The organism is Rhodococcus sp. WAY2, assembly GCF_009859915.1.
In the GTDB taxonomy this organism is placed as follows: domain Bacteria; phylum Actinomycetota; class Actinomycetes; order Mycobacteriales; family Mycobacteriaceae; genus Rhodococcus_F; species Rhodococcus_F oxybenzonivorans.
On sequence record NZ_CP046572.1, the window covers coordinates 1,356,492 to 1,372,885 of the forward strand.

Consider the following 16,394-nt stretch of genomic DNA (forward strand, 5'->3'; position numbering starts at 1 on the left):
AGCGGCTGTGGCACTACGCGAGAGGCAGACATCACACATGCAGGCAACCAGCACCGCCGACACATCTACCGGTGAGGCGTTCGAACGCGCGCTGCACGCGAACACTGTGTGCGAGGCGTTCCAGATCACCGCGGCCGCCCGCGCGGACCAGGTTGCCGTGCGCACCGCCGATGACGGTGTCTCGCTGACGTTCGGCACTCTCGCCGAGCGGGTGCGGCGGGTCGCGGCCGGTCTCGCGGCCCTCGGCGTCGAGCGCGGGGACACGGTGGGCATCATGCTCACCAACCGGCCCGAGTTCCATCTGGTGGACCTCGCTGCGATGCACCTCGGTGCCCTTGCCTTCTCGATCTACAACACCTCGGCGCACGATCAGATCGAGTATCTCTTCGCCGACGCCGGCAACCGCATCGTGATCACCGAGCGTGCGTTCGTCGACCGGCTGACCGCCGTCCGCGACGGCGGCACCCCGATCGATCACCTCATCGTCGTCGACGGCGCACCGGACGGCACCCTGAGCCTCGAGGAGGTGGAGGCGGGCGGCGACCCGCACTTCGACTTCGAGGCAACCTGGTCGGCGGTCCGCCCCGACGACGTCCTCACCCTGATCTACACCTCCGGCACCACGGGACCGCCCAAGGGAGTCGAACTCACCCATCACAACATGATGACCAAGATCCGCGCCCTGCAGCAGATCTTGCCCGTCACGCCGGGGGGCCGCACCATCTCGTTCCTGCCCGCCGCGCACATCGGTGATCGGTGGAGCGGACACTATTCGCCGCTGGCGGTGTGGGGTTTCACCGTCACCACGTGCGCGGACGCACGCAAGGTGATGGAGATCGCGCAGCAGCTTCGCCCGACGGTGTTCCTGCCGGTGCCGCGGATGTGGGAGAAGGCGAAGGCGGCCGTGGAGGCGGACATCGACGCCGACCCCAATGTCGCGCGCCGCACGCTGACGCGTTGGGCCATCGACACCGGGATCAAGAAGGCCCGTACCGAGCAGGACGGGCGGTCCGTCGGCCCGATACTCGACCTGCAGGCGAAAATCGCCGACACGCTCGTCGGCTCGAAGATCCGCCGCAAGCTCGGGCTGGACCAGTCCGAATGGTTCCTGACCGGATCGGCGCCCACCCCGCGCGATGTGTTCGAATTCTTCGCCGCCGTCGGGATCCCGATCTGCGAGCTGTGGGCGATGAGCGAGACGTCCTGCGTGATGACCGTCAACCCGAAGGACCGCAACCGGGTGGGCACGGTCGGAGTACCGATCCCCGGGCTCGAGGTCAAGCTCGCTCCCGACGGAGAGCTCCTCGTGCGCAGCCAGACCGTGATGCGGGGCTACCGCAACAAGCCCGAGCAGACCGCCGAGGCCATCGATTCCGAGGGGTGGCTGCACACCGGCGACATCGGCACGATCGACGACGACGGCTACGTACGGCTGGTGGACCGCAAGAAGGACATCATCATCAACGCCGCCGGCAAGAACATGTCGCCCGCGAACATCGAGACCTGGCTCAGATCCTCGAGCCCCCTGATCGGGCAGGCGGCGTGCATCGGCGACGGCCGACCCTACAACGTCGCCCTGATCACGCTCGACCCCGACGGCGCCGCCGGGAAAGCGGCAGACGATCCCGCCACCATCGCCGAGGTCGCGGCCGGTGTGGAACTCGCCAACAGCCACCTCTCCCGCGTCGAACAAATCAAAAAATTCACGATCGTCGCCGAGCCATGGCTACCCGGCAGCGACGAACTCACCCCCACCATGAAGATCAAACGCAGAAACGTCGTCACCAAATACGCCACACAAATCGAGGAACTCTACGCGAAGTAACCATCGCACCACCGCGGAAACAGCTCCCACAACCCCACCGGCGAAACACACGCCGGGTCCCACTGCTGATCGTCGAGCCGCCCCGACCCAGGGCTTGGAGATCAGCCTCTCCTGTGGGTGAAAGTAGTTCGCCAGAAACGACCGCAGCGCCCATACCAGTTGAGCTCCAACAATTCTGCCTCGGTGTCGTAGCGGTGGTAGCCGATCACGATCCGCACGATCGCCCAGCTCTTCTGCTCCGCGTGGCGGCAGTCATACCCATTTTCTCGGCCTCGGTGCGCATGCTGTGTCCCCGCCCAGCCCGGCGATAATTGTCGATGACGATCGCCGTCCAGACGATCCCCGGCGGTGTTGCCGTCGTCGTGGACACCGGTCGATCCCGAACAACCTTGGTCCCGCGCCGTCCCGGTCACCTGATTCGATACCGGCACATTGCTTTTCAGCAGTGCGCTCGGCCCGGCCACCCACGCCCTCACGCTGATGTTTCCTGCATGCGGCGACCAGACGGCGGTTGCTGGCGGCCGCCGACGTGCCTCAGCGCGGCGGTGTCGTTGTCGATGCGAGTTCGTGGCGGCGCGGGAACCCCACCAGCTCGGGCGGAACCGAGCGGCCGCTTGCCGGCACACGCATCCGGCACCGCTCACTAGAACATCAGTGCCGCAATCCCTTTCGGTCCGCACCCAGATGGCGCGACGGTCGGGGGTGTGACAATTTTCGCCGGCAGCGGACCCCCTGCGCGCCTCGCGGGCAGTGACCCGGACCTTCTGTGATGAAGTCCACGCACATCATTGACAAGAGAGATAGCTCACTCTACCGTTAAGGGCGTGCCGTAGGGAGCTGACCGACGCCCGATCACCAGCTCAGCACAATCACACAATGGCGGAATCCGCAAGACGAAGTCATTCCGGCCGAGCGTTTCCGGCGTGCGCCGGTGATAAGCCGTTTTGCTTTCACCCGCCCATCAAGTAGAAGGAGCACCCCCATGCCACTGTGGCAGCTGTTTACCCCGGAGAATGCGTTCACATCCGAAGAGAAGGCTGATCTGGCCAGCAAGATCACCAACATCTACTCGTCTGACTGGGCGCGGGAGAATTTCGGCTTCGAGCTGCCGCGGTTCTACACCTCAGTGGTCTTCCACGAGATCAAGGCGGACTCGTTCTTCGTCGGCGGTGAGTCGCGCGACAAGTTCGTCCAGATCGAGGTCGTCCACATCGCCCGTACGAACGAGGGGGCCGCCGCCCTCGCGGGCATCACTGTCGAGGAGATCCTCCGGCGGTACTTCGAGAACGTCAACGGGTTGCTCGAGCCGTACATCGCCGACCGCGGATACGAATGCGAGTTCCACGTCGAAACCGCGCCGTTCGAAACCTGGAGAATCGACGGCATGACGCCGCCGCCCCCCCATTCCGCGGCAGAGCGACGCTGGTTCGAGGACAACCGGAGCTCGCCGTACAACGCCGAAGAACTGAACAACGACCCACGTGTGGCGACTGCCTGAAACCGGCACCGTCTCACCCACCAACCTGACCCAGAACCGGGGTGCGTGCCGCGGCACGCACCCCGGTTCTGACCCAGCAATCCACATGACAGTTACTGAGGGAAAAGCCAATGCGTGAAGATATCGAGTTCGACGCTGAGGGTGTGACGCTGCGCGGCTGGTTCTACAAGCCCGAAGGCGTGTCCGGTGAAGTGCCGTGCGTGATCATGACGCACGGATTTTCGTGCACCAAGGAGATGGGTCTCGAACCCTACGCCGAGGCGTTCAGCGCCGCGGGGCTTGCCTGCGTGGTCTACGACAACCGCGGGTTCGGGGCCTCGGACACGGCACCGGGCAAGCCCCGGCAGGAGATCGACCCGTGGGACCAGGTCCGCGACTACCAGCACGCGATCACCTACGCACAGGGCCGGCCCGATGTCGACTCCTCACGGATCGGGGTGTGGGGTTCGAGCTACGCGGGCGGCAACGCGTTCGTCGTCGCGGCGATCGACCGGCGCGTGAAGGCCGTGTGCGGTCAGGTGCCGGCGGTCGCAGGGCGGCGCACCTTCGAGGCGAACGTTCCGAAGGAATTCTGGCAGGCCGCCTGGGACGGGCAGGCCGCCGATCGCCTCGCGCGAGCCCGAGGAGAGGCGCCCGCGATGATCCCGGTCGTCACCGCGGACCCGACACAGCCGGCCGTCATGCCGACGCCCGATGCCTACGAGTTCTTCTCCGCCTACGAGGGCACCGCGTGGCGCAACGAGGTGACGCTGCGCTCGACCGAGCTGGGCTACGAGGCCGGTGAGTTCCTCGAGTTCGTCGCTCCGACCCCGCTGCTGATGGTGGTTGCCGAGGACGACACCATCGTGACGCCGGCCGAGTGGGCCAAGGAGGCCTACGAGACCGCGGCCGAGCCCAAGCGCCTCGTCTCGATCCCCGGCGGCCACTTCGACGCATACACCGGTCACCCCTTCGAGCTCTCCTCGGGCGCGGCGCGCGAGTGGTTCCTCGAACACCTGGCGCAGAAGGTGGTCCCGGCACCAGCCTGAGATCAAGGGTCTGTCATCGCGGCGGTCTCACTTCGTTCCCCCAGCAAGGCACGGGCACGAGGAGAGGCCGCCGCGACGCTGTCCGTGGTCGACGCCGAACGCCTCGAGCTGTCTCGAGGCACAGGCCCCCTCATCGGGCAGCCGGCGGACGCGCCGTCACCAGCCTGGCCTTCGTCGGTGGCCGATTTCGCGGTGATCGCGCGGCGTCGGAACGGTGCGCCGACCGCAATCTATGGCCTGCTCGTCGTCGCCGTCAGTGCCGGATCGCTTTGTCCAGCACGGACGCAACCCGTCGTGGCAGGCCTACCCGCACGACGTGCCGATCGCGGCGCTGCTCGCCTACGTAGCCGCTGAGGCCGCGTCCGACAGGTTCGGCCGCGGGCCGTCGCCTCGTTGGTGGCCGTCGTTCCACTCGTGATGGTGCCCACCGTGGCTGCGGGATCGACATTAGCCGGACGCCGAACGCCTGCACCCTCCGCCGCAGGCAACATCCCCGGCCCGACCGGAGCCCATACGCCGGCGAGGGCGAACGCACCCCGCTGCTGACGCGCCGGTACGCAACAGCCCGAAGCGCCCGGCGACTACCTCCTGCTCCGGATCAGTCCTGCTACCGACGATCGCGCACGTCGTCGCCGGTCGAGCCGGTCGAGCCGGCGGCCAGCGCGGCGTCGACCAGGGCCCCGGCAGCCGAGCGGGCGTACATGGCACCCGAGGAATCCTGATACAGGGCCGCGGCCGCGGCCGCGCCGTCCAACAGCACCGTCAGCTGGATAGCGAGTCCTGCCGGATCAGGCACCCCGGCCTCGGCCGCGAATTCGGCGAACCATTGCCGCCCGGCCTCCTTGTAGCGGCGCGCGATCTTCGCGACCTCATGGTCCGGTGACGCCATCTCGACGGTCGCGTTGATGAATGGACAGCCCCGGAAGTCTCCCTTTTCGAGCCGTTCACCGATGATGTCGAAGGTCGCCAGTATCTTCTCCCGCGGCGAGGACGCACGTCGCACGACCTCGCCGGCGACCTCCTCGGCATAACGCTCGCCGTGACGCTCGAGGTATGCCGCGGCCAGCCCATCCTTCGAGCCGAAGTGGCGGTACAGCGTCATGATCGGCGTCCGCGCCTCTTCCAGGACGCGGTTGATTCCCACAGCGCGGATGCCCTCCTTGAAGAAGAGATCATCCGCGGCCGCCAGGAGGCGCTCGCGCGGGGAGATTTTCGTTGCTGTCATACCAAGATAATAGCGAGCGAGCGCTATCTCACACATCAAGCGAGCACTAAATCACACGCCGGGGGTCTGGTTGATGGATTGGGTGGTCGCTCCTACTCTTGTCCAACCCTGTGATAGAGACTACTCTCTATTGATATACCGTCTCTCCCTTAGCAGGCCGCCGCCGACCCCACGCCCCGCGAAGACGCGCTGCCCAACCCCCAACCCTGGAGGTACTACGTGACCATCGACGCTCACTCACCTAGCGCAGGCTCGGAATCGTCACCGGCTGCACCGCCGATCCGCGCGACGACCTACGTCGGCCGCTGGCCCCGGGTCCCGCACAATTGGCCCGAAATGCCCACCGGGACTTTCTCGCCGACCACCGCCACCATCGTGAGCGGCCCGACCGAGGCAGTTCTGATCGACGCCCAGTACCTGAAGGACGACGTCCGGGATCTCGGAGACCTGATCGAACGCACCGGGAAGACACTCACCACGATCTACGTCACGCATGCGCATGCCGATCACTACCTCGGCATCGGTCCCCTGATGGAGCGGTTCCCGGAGGCGAAGTGTGTCGCGCTGCCCCATGTCGTCGAGGCCATGAAGGAAAATATGGAGGAACACCGTCAGCAGTGGGCGATGATGTTCGGCGACGCCTGCGTCGTCAGCGATGCGCTCCCGGACCCGATCGAGGGTGACACGCTGTACGTCGACGGCTCACCACTGAAGATCATCGAGGTCAAGCAGGCCGACATCCACCCGACCTCGATCGTGCACATCCCGGCGATCGATGCCGTGGTGGCCGGTGACGCCGTCTACAACGAGATCCACCCCATGCTCGGCCTGGCGACGCCCAAGGAGTGGCAGGACTGGCTCGAAACCGTGGACCTGGTAGAGAAGCTCAACCCTCGGATGATCGTGGCCGGCCACCGCCGGCCCGACGGCGACGATTACGCGGTCGAGTCGATGATCGCGCAGACCCGCGCCTACATTCAGGACTTCGCGGCCGCCTACGAGACCGCGAAGGGCGCTGAAGACCTCATCGACGAAATGTCGACCAAGTACCCACACCACGGCAATCTTTGGTCGCTGGAGTTCTCCGCCCTGAGTGTCATCGCGCTTCGCGACGCGGGGAGCTCAGCAGCCGACCTCGTCCCGTGACGAAATCCTGCTTTCCTGACATACCTGTAGGTGCCTGAGCGCGTCGCGGCGCCGCACGACGCGATCGGAGAGGTTCCCATCGCGTTCGTCGTCGCAGCAGCACATGACACCGGTATTGATGAGGGCGATCTACGGAGTCGCTGTGCGGCGGCGGTGTCCCACTTCAAAGTCCCCGCTGAATTTCATTGCCCTACTGGAGATTCCACGCACCGGATCAGGGAAGATCCAACGCCACCGGCTGCACCGTCCAAAATCTGTCGTCGCCGAATGGTCCCGTTCATGGCGGACACCCGCGTTGCCGTTAGAGCGGTCTGCAGCCAGTGCTGTGAGACGCCGTAGAAGGGAAACACACGCACTATGAAGATTCGCGGAGCCGTTCTCGAGGCGAGCGGCCGTCCACGGCCGTACGCGGACTCCACACCGATCTCGATCACCGAGCTCGAACTCGATTCGCCGGGACCCGGCGAGGTCCTCGTCCGGATTGAAGCGGCCGGAATTTGCCACTCCGACCTGTCCGTCGTCGACGGCAACCGTCCCCGGCCGATCCCCATGCTGCTCGGCCACGAGGCGGCAGGCCGGGTCGAACAGCTCGGCGCCGGTGTATCCGATTTGGTCGTCGGGCAGCGCGTCGTCATGGCTTTCCTGCCGCGCTGCAACAATTGCGCCGAATGCCGAACCGACGGCAAACTGCCCTGCTCCCCAGGCAGCGCAGCGAACAACGCGGGCACCCTCCTCGGCGGCGGTATCCGCCTGCACCGCGACGACACTGACATCAAACATCACCTCGGCGTCTCCGGTTTCGCCACGCACGCTGTCGTCGACCAGCGTTCGGTCATACCCGTCGGAGACGACGTCCCACCCGACATCGCCGCCGTACTCGGGTGCGCCGTCCTCACCGGTGGCGGGGCGGTCATCAACGCCGGCCGCCCGACCCCGGGCCAAGCGGTCATGGTCGTCGGGCTCGGTGGTGTCGGCATGGCGGCGCTGATCACTGCGCTATCCCTCGGGGAGGGCGAGGTGATCGGCGTCGACTCCAATCCCGACAAGCTCACTCAGGCAACAAAGTTGGGTGCGTCCGCGACCTACACTCCCCAAGAAGTCGCCGAGCTGAACATCCAGGCGCCGATCGTCATCGAGGCGGCAGGGCACCCCCGCGCCTTCGAGACCGCCCTCACCGCCACCGCCCCCGGCGGCACCACCGTCACCGTCGGCCTCCCGGCCCCGGACGCCCGGTCGTCGGTCTCGCCGCTCGCCCTGGTGGCCGGCGCGCGGACCATCATCGGCAGCTACCTCGGCTCCGCGGTACCGTCCCGTGACATTCCGGTCTTTGCGCAGCTGTGGCGCGACGGAAAACTCCCGGTCGAGAAGCTGATCTCGTCCCGGATCGCGCTCTCGGACATCAACTCCGCCATGGACCAACTCGCCGACGGCAACGCCATCCGGCAAGTCATCATCTTCGACGAGAAGTGAGGAAGCCTTGACCAGCACCCAGACCTCCCAGCAGGCGCTACTAGAGACCGTCCCGACCGGACTGTACATCGGAGGGCGGTGGCGCCCGTCCGAGTGCAACCAGAGCGTCCCTCTGCAAGTTCAGCGGTAGCGACGTCATCGTCCTCATCTGACGCATGTTTGGCCACTGCGACTCAGCCAGTGCGGGAATCGTCGGACAGTGGGGAGCGGGCCAGGAACGAGAACGGGGCTTCGGTGATTCGCTGCAGGCTTGTTCAGGTCCGGTCGCTCGGTGCGGCGAGGAGGGAGCGAAGGCCGTCGTCGTCTAGGTACTCGATCAGTGCTTTCGCGAGAATTGCAGGGTCGGCGTCGAGGCGCCGGAAGGTGCGGGTGACCTTCGCGGCGGTCACCGGCACTCGTTCCGCCGGCTTACGGCCGCTGTCAGTGGGAGACGAATCTAGTTCAACACCTTGATGTTACGCTCGCGCTCGGAGTTCCAGGCCTCAACTTGCTTCTCTGGTGGGATGGCGCGAGCGAGCGGGCGGTGCGAATGGCGAGTTCGCCGCTACGTAAGGGCGGTGTGGAGTTCGTGGGTAAGTTGTACAGGGCGCGTCCTTGGGAGATCCAGCCTTGGACTTCGCGAGTTTCACGGCGGCCTTCTCGGCGGTTCCGCACTCGCAGATCAGGAGTTCGACGGCTTTGCGTCATCGATGACGTCGAAGTCGCGGCGGCCGACGTTCTCGATGACCGCCGCGGCGAGTAGGGTCTCCCAGTCCTTGGCGACCTAGTCCCTGACCTGACACTTTTAATGAAACCTTGTTGACAAGGCGCTGTTCAATCATTTCATTAGGCAACACACTTTTATTCCCCACACCCGTCCGCAACTCTTGCGGACCGACATGACGGAGAAATCAAGATGAGCGCTGAGGCAGTCGATGTACGCGAAAGTCCTACCGTGAAAGATTTCACGGTGCGCCGTGCGGCTACCACACGGTGGTCCGACAACGACATGTACGGCCATCTGAACAATGCCGTGTATTACCAACTCTTCGATGCGGCGATCAACAACTGGATGATCGAGCACTCCGGTTTCGACCCGGTTGCGGCTCCGGCCATAGGCGTCGTCGCCGAGTCCGGATGCCGGTATTTCGAGCAGCTGCAGTTCCCGCAGGCTTTGGAGGTGGGAATCCGTGTCGCCAGGCTGGGCCGGACCAGCGTCACCTATGACCTCGGGCTTTTTTCTGCCGGGCTGCCCGAGACGGCGGCGATAGCCGCGCGGGGCCGGTGGGTGCACGTCTATGTCGACCGTGACACCAGGCGCCCGGTGCCGATCCCTGACGTGCTGCGGCGGCTGTTCGAATCGGCCACCGGATAGCCGCGGCAATCCCAGGGATGGTTTCGCGGCCACGGCATTGCACGCAGAGGAGCTGATCGCACATGGCGGGGACTGTGGAGGCCACGTCAGACTGGTCTGCCACTTCAGTGAGCCGCGTTGTCGACGCGATAACCCGCGGGTAACGTGTCCGGCACCTGGTCGTTGCTCAGGTGGTGCGAGTGGAGTGTGTCATGGCAGTACGGTCTGGGAATGGACCGTCCGGTGTTCCCGCGGAGCTGACCAGTTTCGTCGGCCGCCGGAAGGAGGCTGCTGAGGTACGGACACTCCTATCGACTGCGCGGCTGGTGACTCTCGCCGGCGTAGGCGGCGTCGGGAAGACGCGGCTAGCGCTGCGGGTGGCAAGCGACGTCCGCCGCGCCTTCCCCGACGGGGTCTGCCTGGTCGAACTGGCAGCCTTGAAGGATGCGGCCCTGTTGCCACACACCGTGGTGAACGCACTCGAGTTGCTGGAGCAGTCCACGAGGCCTCCCACAACCGTCCTGGCGGACCATCTACGCGGTCGGCAGATGCTCCTGATCATCGACAATTGTGAGCACTTGCTGCAGGCTGTCGCTGACCTCGCTGAGCTTCTGCTCAAGATGGCACCGGAACTGAAGATCCTCGCTACCAGTCGGCAAGCCCTCCGGATCACCGGTGAGCACATCTATCTTGTTCCACCTCTCCCCGTCCCAGACCCGAGAGCTCCGCACACACCTGGCATGGCTACCGGCTTTCCGGCAGTTTCTCTGTTCGCCGACCGAGCCTCGTCGGCAGTGCCCGGGTTCACCATCAGTCCTGCCAATGAAGCGGCAGTCATTCGCCTCTGTCACAGGCTGGAAGGCATCCCGCTCGCAATCGAGCTGGCCGCCGTCCGACTGCGCGTGCTGGATGTCTCGGACCTTGCAAATCGGCTCGACAGCAGGTTCGAGTTACTTCTTTCGGGGAGCAGGAGTGCACCGAAACGGCACCAGACCTTAAAGGCACTAATCGACTGGAGCTACGACCTCTGTGCCGTGCGCGAGCAGGAATTGTGGGCGCGTGCCGCAGTCTTCGCAAACGGCTTCGGACTCAGTGCCCTCGAAGCCGTCTGTGCGGACGAACAAATTCCCCCTGAGACCATTCTCGACACGGTTGCCGAGTTGACCGAAAAGTCAATCTTCGTGCGCGAGGAGCATGGGGGACGCGTCCGTTTCCGCATGCTCGAGACCATTCGAGAGTACGGGCAGGCTCGGTTACGTGAGAGCGGATCCGAACCGGTGTTTCGCCGCCGCCATAGGGACTGGTGCCTCCAGCTGGTGGAGCAAGCCGCCACCGAATGGTTCGGCCCACTACAGGAGGACTGGGCGAGTGTTCTTCAGGACGAGCACGCGAATCTGCGTGGCGCACTCGAATACTCCCTCACGGAGCCAGGCGAGATCGGCGTCGCCCTTCGCATGGCTGGTCTTCCTTGGTTCATGTGGCTCGCTCTCGGATTCATGACTGAGGGTCGCCACTGGATCGAACGGGCCCTTCAAGCAGACAAGACGCCCAGCCACGAGCGCGCCTGGGCCTTAGCGACCTGCGGTTACATCACAATCCTCCAAGGGGATAGGGAAGCCCAAGCAGCGCTTCTCGCGGAAGCCCATCGGCTTGCCGTCGAACTCGACGACGATGCCGCTCGCGCCTACGCGACGCACTTGCTCGGAATGCAGGGCAACTTCAGTGGCGAGCTCGCAGCCGGGATTCCGCTATTCGTCGAAGCCCTGGAACGCTACGCCGCCGTCAACGTACCCCAGGACTACCCCAATTCACTTCGCATTCCACTGGCCATCACGTACTTGCTGCTGGGCGAGTTGGACAAGGGCTCGGCCGTGGTCGACGAACTCGAGCGGCTGTGCGAGGTAGCCGGCGAACGCTGGCTCCTCTCGTATGCGAAATGTGTCCGCGCCTTCCTCCACTTACTGAGTGGCCGCCTAACGGAAGCAGAGACACTTCTGCTTGATGCACTGAGAGTCCGACGGCCCATCCACGACATCTTTTGGCGTGCGATGGCTTTGAACTTCCTTGGTTGGGTCACCGTCGCGAAGGGCGATTGCAAACGCGCAGCAGTGATTCTGGGCGGCGCCGACACGCTCTGGCAGACTATCGGTGCGCCGTTATTCGGATCGATCCAACTCCAGGCTCGGCGCCGACAATTCGAGGCTACCGCAAGAAAGGCCATCGGCGACGACGCGTTCGACAGTGCCTTCAAGCGCGGACACGGCCTAGACGGAAACGCTGCGGTGGCATTCGCCTTGGGCGAACCCCTCCGCGAGCGGCAACGGGCCGGCGCAGGTCGCTCCGAAGCGGAGCCAGACCCCAGCGAGCTTACCCCGCGCCAGCGTGAGGTTGCCGAACTGGTGACGGACGGATTGACAAACGGTGAGATCGCCTCACGGCTCTTCATTTCGCCGCGTACCGCCGAAGGACATGTGGAAAATATCCTGACCAAGTTGGGCTTCACGTCCCGTGCGCAGATCGTGAACTGGGTGGCAGCACAGCGATTCGCATCGATCAACGACTCCCGCTAGCTGCTCGCGTGACCGCCCGCTGAATTGGCACCGGCATCGGGGGCGCGACGAGCGCACGCACTTAATACTGCAACGACAGTTTGTGATGTCGATGTTTGGAGTGGCTGGCGCGCGCTCCGGCCTGGCTGGCGCGGCGTCAGTTCGATCGGTGCCAGACATGCGGGCGACAGCAGTTTGGGCACTGTTGATGGCGGCTACCTGCGCCTCCACGTGGCTTCTGTCGAAGAATGCTCTCAGCCCAACCATCGCTGTCGTCGGCATTTTCCTGATCCCTGCCGTAAAAGTCCGGTTCGTGATGCTGGACTTCATGGAGCTGCGACATGCGCCGCTGCCGGTACGGATCGCGTTCGAGGGATGGATCGTGCTGGTGACGTGTCTGATCCTCGAGTTCTGGTTCGCCACCCCCGGCGATCACCGGCTGACAACGCATCCACCGTCTGTCCCACGGCTCGCGGCCGAGAGCGACGCCTCCTCGCCAACCGACTCCTTCGCAGCTTCTTCAGGCGCCTGCGAAGGAGTCGGTTCGCGCCGGAGAAATGTTGCAGTGCTCCGGATTGCACGCCATCGGGCGCTGACGTGCCGATCCCGACGGGTTGAGCCCGCGGACCCCGGCCTCGTCGGGACCCGGTCGCGGCGGATGTGGGGACAACAAGCCCTTCCCGTGGTAGAGAGCGCTTGCTATAGTACGGTCATGACCACTTCCCCCCTGCCTCGAATCCGTCAAGCCGTACTTGTTGCACGTGACCGCGAATCTGCCGTCAAGGCGCTGCGGGCTCAGCTCCCACTCGGTGACCCGTTCAACGATCCCGAGGTCGAACAGTTCGGAGTCCGCAACGCAGTCATGCCGCTCGGTGACTCGTTCGTCGAGGTAATCGCGCCGTTCGAGGAGGGGACCGCGGCCGGCCGCCATCTCGATCGGCTCGGCGGTGACGGCGCCTACATGGTCATGTTCCAGGTCGACGACATCGCCGCCGCCCGCACACGAATCGACCAGCTCGGCTTGCGCACCGTCTACGACCTGGAACGCGACGGCGACACCGACATTCATCTCCATCCCGGCGACGTGCCGGGCGCGATCGTGGCGATCGACTCGATGAAGTTGCCGGAGTCGTGGCGCTGGGCCGGCCCGAAATGGATCGCAACGGCACCAGCCGAGCTCGGTCCGGGCCGCGTGACCGGAGCGACGGTGACCGCCCGCGAGCCCGCTGCGCTGGCGAAGACATGGGCAGCCGTCCTCGGCGTGGACGCCGATGGTGACCGGATCGCGCTCGACGGCGGCGAGCTCCGCTTCGTCCAGGGCGAGCGCGACGGGATCGCCGCCTTCCACATCGCCGGAGTAACTGCCGACACCTCGATCGGCGACTTCCGCTTCGTGTACGTGTGAACCCGGGCGCGGCCGGGCCGGCGGGACGGTAAATCGCGGCCGGCCCGGCCACGTCGGGTGCGTGGCACGAACGATCGGACTACCCGGCGGCAACGGGCCCGATGGCACAGCGGATCGGTCGGGAGCAGACCGGTCAGGAGCGGGCGGCCACGATGTGGAGTGCCATGTCGGCATACTCCTTGCCGATCTGATCGGGCGTCCAGCGGCCGCCCTCGCGATACCAGCGGGCGAGGTCGATGCCGAGGGAGAGCAGGGCGGTCGCGGCGAGCCGTGGGTCCCGAGGGTGAAACTCGCCGGCATCGACCCCGCGCGCGACAAGTGCGCGGATCTCGTCGTCGATCTCCCGCCGCAGTCGGCGGATCACCGCGAGGTGGTCTGGTGTCAACGCACCGATCTCGTAGTTGATGACCCGCGCTCCTACGTGGTCGCGGGCGTGGTGGGTGGCGAAGTCGTACACCACTCTGCGGAGTGCGTCGACAGGGTTGTCAGAGGCCGCGATGGCTCCCCGGATGAGCCGCAGGGTGTCGTCGTGTCCCTCCTTGGAGATCAGGTAGAGCAACTCCTCTTTCGACTTGTGGTGCACGTAGAGCGCCGCCGGGCTCATGCCGGCTGCCGAAGCGATGTCACGCGTCGTCGTTCCGTGAAAACCCTTCTCGGCGAACGCAGTGACCGCGGCCTCGAGCAGGCGGGCGCGCGACGTTTCGGCGCGGGAGAGGGCAGTCTGTTCGGTCATCGCGATTCCATTGTCTCTGTCGGCAGGGGCGTCGTCGAGGTGGGCATCGACGCGCAGGGGGCTTGGTGGCGCGGCTCACACAAATGCCGTCGGCTGCCTGGTTGACGGGCCGCCGTACCGTGCACCATAGTAGCGATTAAGCAAGCGCTTAGTCACTTACGCGCCAGTCGCTGAGAGAGGCCGCAACATCGATGCCCGAAGCCGTGATCGTCTCCGCCGTCCGCTCGCCGATCGGGCGGGCCGTCAAGGGCTCGTTGAAGGACGTGCGTCCCGACGACCTCGCCGTGCAGATGGTCCGGGCCGCGCTGGCCAAGGTGCCCGAACTCGACCCGGCAGAAGTGGTCGACCTCGCTCTCGGGGTGGGCCAGCCGGCAGGGGAGTCGGGAAACAACCTGGGCCGTGCGGTCGCGGTCCTGAGCGGGCTGGATCACCTGCCGGGCGTCACCGTCAACCGCTACTGCTCGAGCAGCCTGCAGACCACACGAATGGCCTTCCACGCCATCAAGGCGGGCGAGGGTAATGCCTACATCTCGGCCGGCGTCGAGACGGTGAGCCGGTATCCCCATGGGTTCGCGGACAACCCCGAGGCGCAGAACGCTGCCTTCACCGCCGCTCAGGCCCGCACCGCCGAGCGCGCGGCCGCCGATGCCGAGAGGTGGCAGGATCCGCGGCACACGGGGCACCTGCCCGACCTGTACATCGCGATGGGACAAACGGCGGAGAACGTCGCGCAGGTCCTCGGCATGTCGCGCCAGGAGCAGGACGAGTTCGCCGTGCGCAGTCAGAATCTGGCCTGCCAACGCATCGAGGAGGGCTTCTGGGCCCGCGAGATCGCGCCGGTCACCATGCCCGACGGAACCGTCATCTCCGCCGACGACGGTCCGCGGCCCGGCACGACCCTCGAGGGCGTCAGCGGGCTCGCGCCGGTCTTCCGCCCGGACGGCACGGTGACCGCGGGCAACGCATGTCCGCTCAACGACGGTGCCGCGGCGCTGATCGTCATGAGCGACACGAGAGCCGAGGAGCTGGGTCTCACGCCGCTGGCTCGGATCGTCTCGACGGCGGTCACCGGCCTCTCCCCGGAGATCATGGGCCTCGGGCCGGTGGGCGCAATCCCGGCTGCGCTGCGCAACGCGGGGCTGAGCCTGGCCGACATCGACCTGTTCGAAATCAACGAGGCGTTCGCGGTCCAGGCGCTCGGATCCGCGCAGCAGCTGGGTATTCCGCTGGAAAAGCTCAACGTCAACGGCGGCGCAATCGCCGTCGGCCACCCGTTCGGCATGACCGGAGCCCGCATCGCCACCACGCTCATCAACTCACTGCAGTGGCACGACAAGCGCTTCGGCGTCGAATCCATGTGTGTCGGTGGCGGTATGGGGATGGCCATGGTCATCGAACGTCTGAAGTAAGAGGAACTGACATGAACAAGCGTTTCGAGGGTAAGACCGCGATCGTCACCGGAGCGAGCCGCGGTATCGGGCTCGCCATCGCCGAGCGGCTGGTCGCCGACGGCGCCCGCGTCGTCATCACGGCGCGCAAGAAAGAGGCCCTGGACGAGGCCGTGACCCACCTCGGCGGTCCGGATGTCGCGCTCGCCGTCGCGGGCCGCGCCGACGACGCGGATCACCAGGGCGACGCGGTGCGGCAGGCGGTCGAGACCTTCGGGAGCATCGACTTCCTGGTCAACAACACCGGGATCAACCCCGTCTACGGTTCGCTCGTCGACCTAGACCTGGCGGCTGCTCGCAAGATCGTCGAGGTCAACTGCATCGCCGCGGTCTCCTGGGTCCAGCAGGCGCACAAGGCCTGGATGAAGGACAACGGCGGCGCGATCGTCAACGTGTCGTCGCTCTCCAGTATTCGCACGGCGCCCGGGATCGGGTTCTACGGCGCCAGCAAAGCCATGCTGAACTCGCTCACCGAATTGATGGCAGTCGAACTCGGGCCGGACATCCGGATCAACGGGGTCGCTCCGGCGGTGGTGAAGACGCGGTTCGCCACGAAGCTGTACGAGGGCCGCGAAGACGCGGTCACCGCGGCGTACCCCCTGAAGCGGCTCGGCGTACCAGAGGACATCGGCAGCGTCGTCTCCTTCCTGCTCTCCGACGATGCCGCATGGGTCACCGGACAAACCGTCGTCGTCGATGGCGGCGTCAGCCTCCAGAGCATGGGTGAGTGAGCC

The 16,394-nt window shown here is 65.6% G+C and carries 14 protein-coding genes and 1 pseudogene; 11 read left to right on the forward strand and 4 right to left on the reverse strand.

Translation table 11 applies throughout. The features are described 5' to 3' along the window. Positions 1-37 precede the first annotated feature (37 nt). Positions 38-1,825 carry an AMP-dependent synthetase/ligase gene (locus GFS60_RS06380; RefSeq protein WP_159919687.1) on the forward strand — a complete coding sequence of 596 codons (1,788 nt, stop codon included), beginning with the start codon at positions 38-40 and terminating at the stop codon, positions 1,823-1,825. A 101-nt stretch (positions 1,826-1,926) separates the two neighbouring features. On the opposite strand, the gene GFS60_RS40100 is transcribed toward GFS60_RS06380, so the two are convergent. After that, complete coding sequence (locus GFS60_RS40100; protein ID WP_159919729.1) at positions 1,927-2,289, reverse strand: hypothetical protein; 363 nt, start codon at positions 2,287-2,289, stop codon at positions 1,927-1,929. A 518-nt stretch (positions 2,290-2,807) separates the two neighbouring features. Between GFS60_RS40100 and GFS60_RS06390 the strand changes: the two genes are divergently transcribed. Then, on the forward strand, positions 2,808-3,323 hold the full coding sequence (locus GFS60_RS06390; RefSeq protein WP_159919731.1) for a tautomerase family protein: 516 nt from the start codon (positions 2,808-2,810) through the stop codon (positions 3,321-3,323). A 110-nt stretch (positions 3,324-3,433) separates the two neighbouring features. Continuing rightward, complete coding sequence (locus tag GFS60_RS06395; protein WP_159919733.1) at positions 3,434-4,351, forward strand: alpha/beta hydrolase; 918 nt, start codon at positions 3,434-3,436, stop codon at positions 4,349-4,351. 607 nt (positions 4,352-4,958) lie between these two features. Here the strand turns inward: GFS60_RS06395 and GFS60_RS06400 are convergent. Next, the gene (locus GFS60_RS06400; RefSeq protein WP_159919735.1) at positions 4,959-5,576 is read right to left on the reverse strand and encodes a TetR/AcrR family transcriptional regulator; all 618 of its coding nucleotides are present in this window, start codon (positions 5,574-5,576) and stop codon (positions 4,959-4,961) included. 219 nt (positions 5,577-5,795) lie between these two features. Between GFS60_RS06400 and GFS60_RS06405 the strand changes: the two genes are divergently transcribed. Then, positions 5,796-6,722 (forward strand): MBL fold metallo-hydrolase, encoded by a 927-nt coding sequence (locus GFS60_RS06405; protein WP_159919737.1) that lies wholly within the window; start codon positions 5,796-5,798, stop codon positions 6,720-6,722. A 357-nt stretch (positions 6,723-7,079) separates the two neighbouring features. Beyond that, the gene (locus tag GFS60_RS06410; RefSeq protein ID WP_159919739.1) at positions 7,080-8,192 is read left to right on the forward strand and encodes an alcohol dehydrogenase catalytic domain-containing protein; all 1,113 of its coding nucleotides are present in this window, start codon (positions 7,080-7,082) and stop codon (positions 8,190-8,192) included. A gap of 254 nt (positions 8,193-8,446) precedes the next feature. Here GFS60_RS06410 and GFS60_RS39910 read toward each other — a convergent pair whose 3' ends face one another. Beyond that, entirely contained in the window at positions 8,447-8,581 is a 135-nt protein-coding gene (locus tag GFS60_RS39910) for a hypothetical protein (RefSeq protein ID WP_268962544.1), read from the reverse strand. Between the two features lie 506 nt (positions 8,582-9,087). Here GFS60_RS39910 and GFS60_RS06420 point away from each other — a divergent pair. The 4 genes and pseudogenes from GFS60_RS06420 to GFS60_RS38990 all read left to right on the forward strand — a co-directional run bounded on the left by GFS60_RS06420 (position 9,088) and on the right by GFS60_RS38990 (position 13,479). Further along, a complete protein-coding gene (locus GFS60_RS06420) occupies positions 9,088-9,546 on the forward strand; it encodes an acyl-CoA thioesterase (RefSeq protein WP_159919741.1) in 459 nt (152 codons plus the stop codon). 191 nt (positions 9,547-9,737) lie between these two features. Next, on the forward strand, positions 9,738-12,095 hold the full coding sequence (locus tag GFS60_RS06425; protein WP_159919743.1) for a LuxR C-terminal-related transcriptional regulator: 2,358 nt from the start codon (positions 9,738-9,740) through the stop codon (positions 12,093-12,095). Between the two features lie 187 nt (positions 12,096-12,282). Further along, positions 12,283-12,417, forward strand: a pseudogene (locus GFS60_RS38985) (cytochrome C oxidase subunit IV family protein); the annotation flags it as partial. Between the two features lie 369 nt (positions 12,418-12,786). Further along, a complete protein-coding gene (locus tag GFS60_RS38990) occupies positions 12,787-13,479 on the forward strand; it encodes a VOC family protein (protein WP_236603481.1) in 693 nt (230 codons plus the stop codon). Between the two features lie 133 nt (positions 13,480-13,612). Here GFS60_RS38990 and GFS60_RS06435 read toward each other — a convergent pair whose 3' ends face one another. After that, entirely contained in the window at positions 13,613-14,212 is a 600-nt protein-coding gene (locus tag GFS60_RS06435) for a TetR/AcrR family transcriptional regulator (RefSeq protein WP_159919747.1), read from the reverse strand. A gap of 191 nt (positions 14,213-14,403) precedes the next feature. Here GFS60_RS06435 and GFS60_RS06440 point away from each other — a divergent pair, with 191 nt between their 5' ends. Then, positions 14,404-15,621: an acetyl-CoA C-acetyltransferase gene (locus tag GFS60_RS06440; RefSeq protein ID WP_159919749.1), complete on the forward strand. Its 1,218-nt coding sequence runs from the start codon at positions 14,404-14,406 to the stop codon at positions 15,619-15,621. A gap of 11 nt (positions 15,622-15,632) precedes the next feature. Next, positions 15,633-16,391 carry an SDR family oxidoreductase gene (locus GFS60_RS06445; protein ID WP_159919751.1) on the forward strand — a complete coding sequence of 253 codons (759 nt, stop codon included), beginning with the start codon at positions 15,633-15,635 and terminating at the stop codon, positions 16,389-16,391. Positions 16,392-16,394 lie beyond the last annotated feature (3 nt).

What these genes read in the sequence shown, in the direction of transcription:
- GFS60_RS38990 (WP_236603481.1), top strand. Translation starts at nt 12,787, where the DNA reads ATGACCACTTCCCCCCTGCCTCGAATCCGTCAAGCCGTACTTGTTGCA.
- GFS60_RS06410 (WP_159919739.1), top strand. Translation starts at nt 7,080, where the DNA reads ATGAAGATTCGCGGAGCCGTTCTCGAGGCGAGCGGCCGTCCACGGCCG.
- GFS60_RS06380 (WP_159919687.1), top strand. Translation starts at nt 38, where the DNA reads ATGCAGGCAACCAGCACCGCCGACACATCTACCGGTGAGGCGTTCGAA.
- GFS60_RS06390 (WP_159919731.1), top strand. Translation starts at nt 2,808, where the DNA reads ATGCCACTGTGGCAGCTGTTTACCCCGGAGAATGCGTTCACATCCGAA.
- GFS60_RS06435 (WP_159919747.1), bottom strand. Translation starts at nt 14,212, where the DNA reads ATGACCGAACAGACTGCCCTCTCCCGCGCCGAAACGTCGCGCGCCCGC.
- GFS60_RS06420 (WP_159919741.1), top strand. Translation starts at nt 9,088, where the DNA reads ATGAGCGCTGAGGCAGTCGATGTACGCGAAAGTCCTACCGTGAAAGAT.
- GFS60_RS06440 (WP_159919749.1), top strand. Translation starts at nt 14,404, where the DNA reads ATGCCCGAAGCCGTGATCGTCTCCGCCGTCCGCTCGCCGATCGGGCGG.
- GFS60_RS06395 (WP_159919733.1), top strand. Translation starts at nt 3,434, where the DNA reads ATGCGTGAAGATATCGAGTTCGACGCTGAGGGTGTGACGCTGCGCGGC.
- GFS60_RS06445 (WP_159919751.1), top strand. Translation starts at nt 15,633, where the DNA reads ATGAACAAGCGTTTCGAGGGTAAGACCGCGATCGTCACCGGAGCGAGC.
- GFS60_RS06400 (WP_159919735.1), bottom strand. Translation starts at nt 5,576, where the DNA reads ATGACAGCAACGAAAATCTCCCCGCGCGAGCGCCTCCTGGCGGCCGCG.
- GFS60_RS06425 (WP_159919743.1), top strand. Translation starts at nt 9,738, where the DNA reads ATGGCAGTACGGTCTGGGAATGGACCGTCCGGTGTTCCCGCGGAGCTG.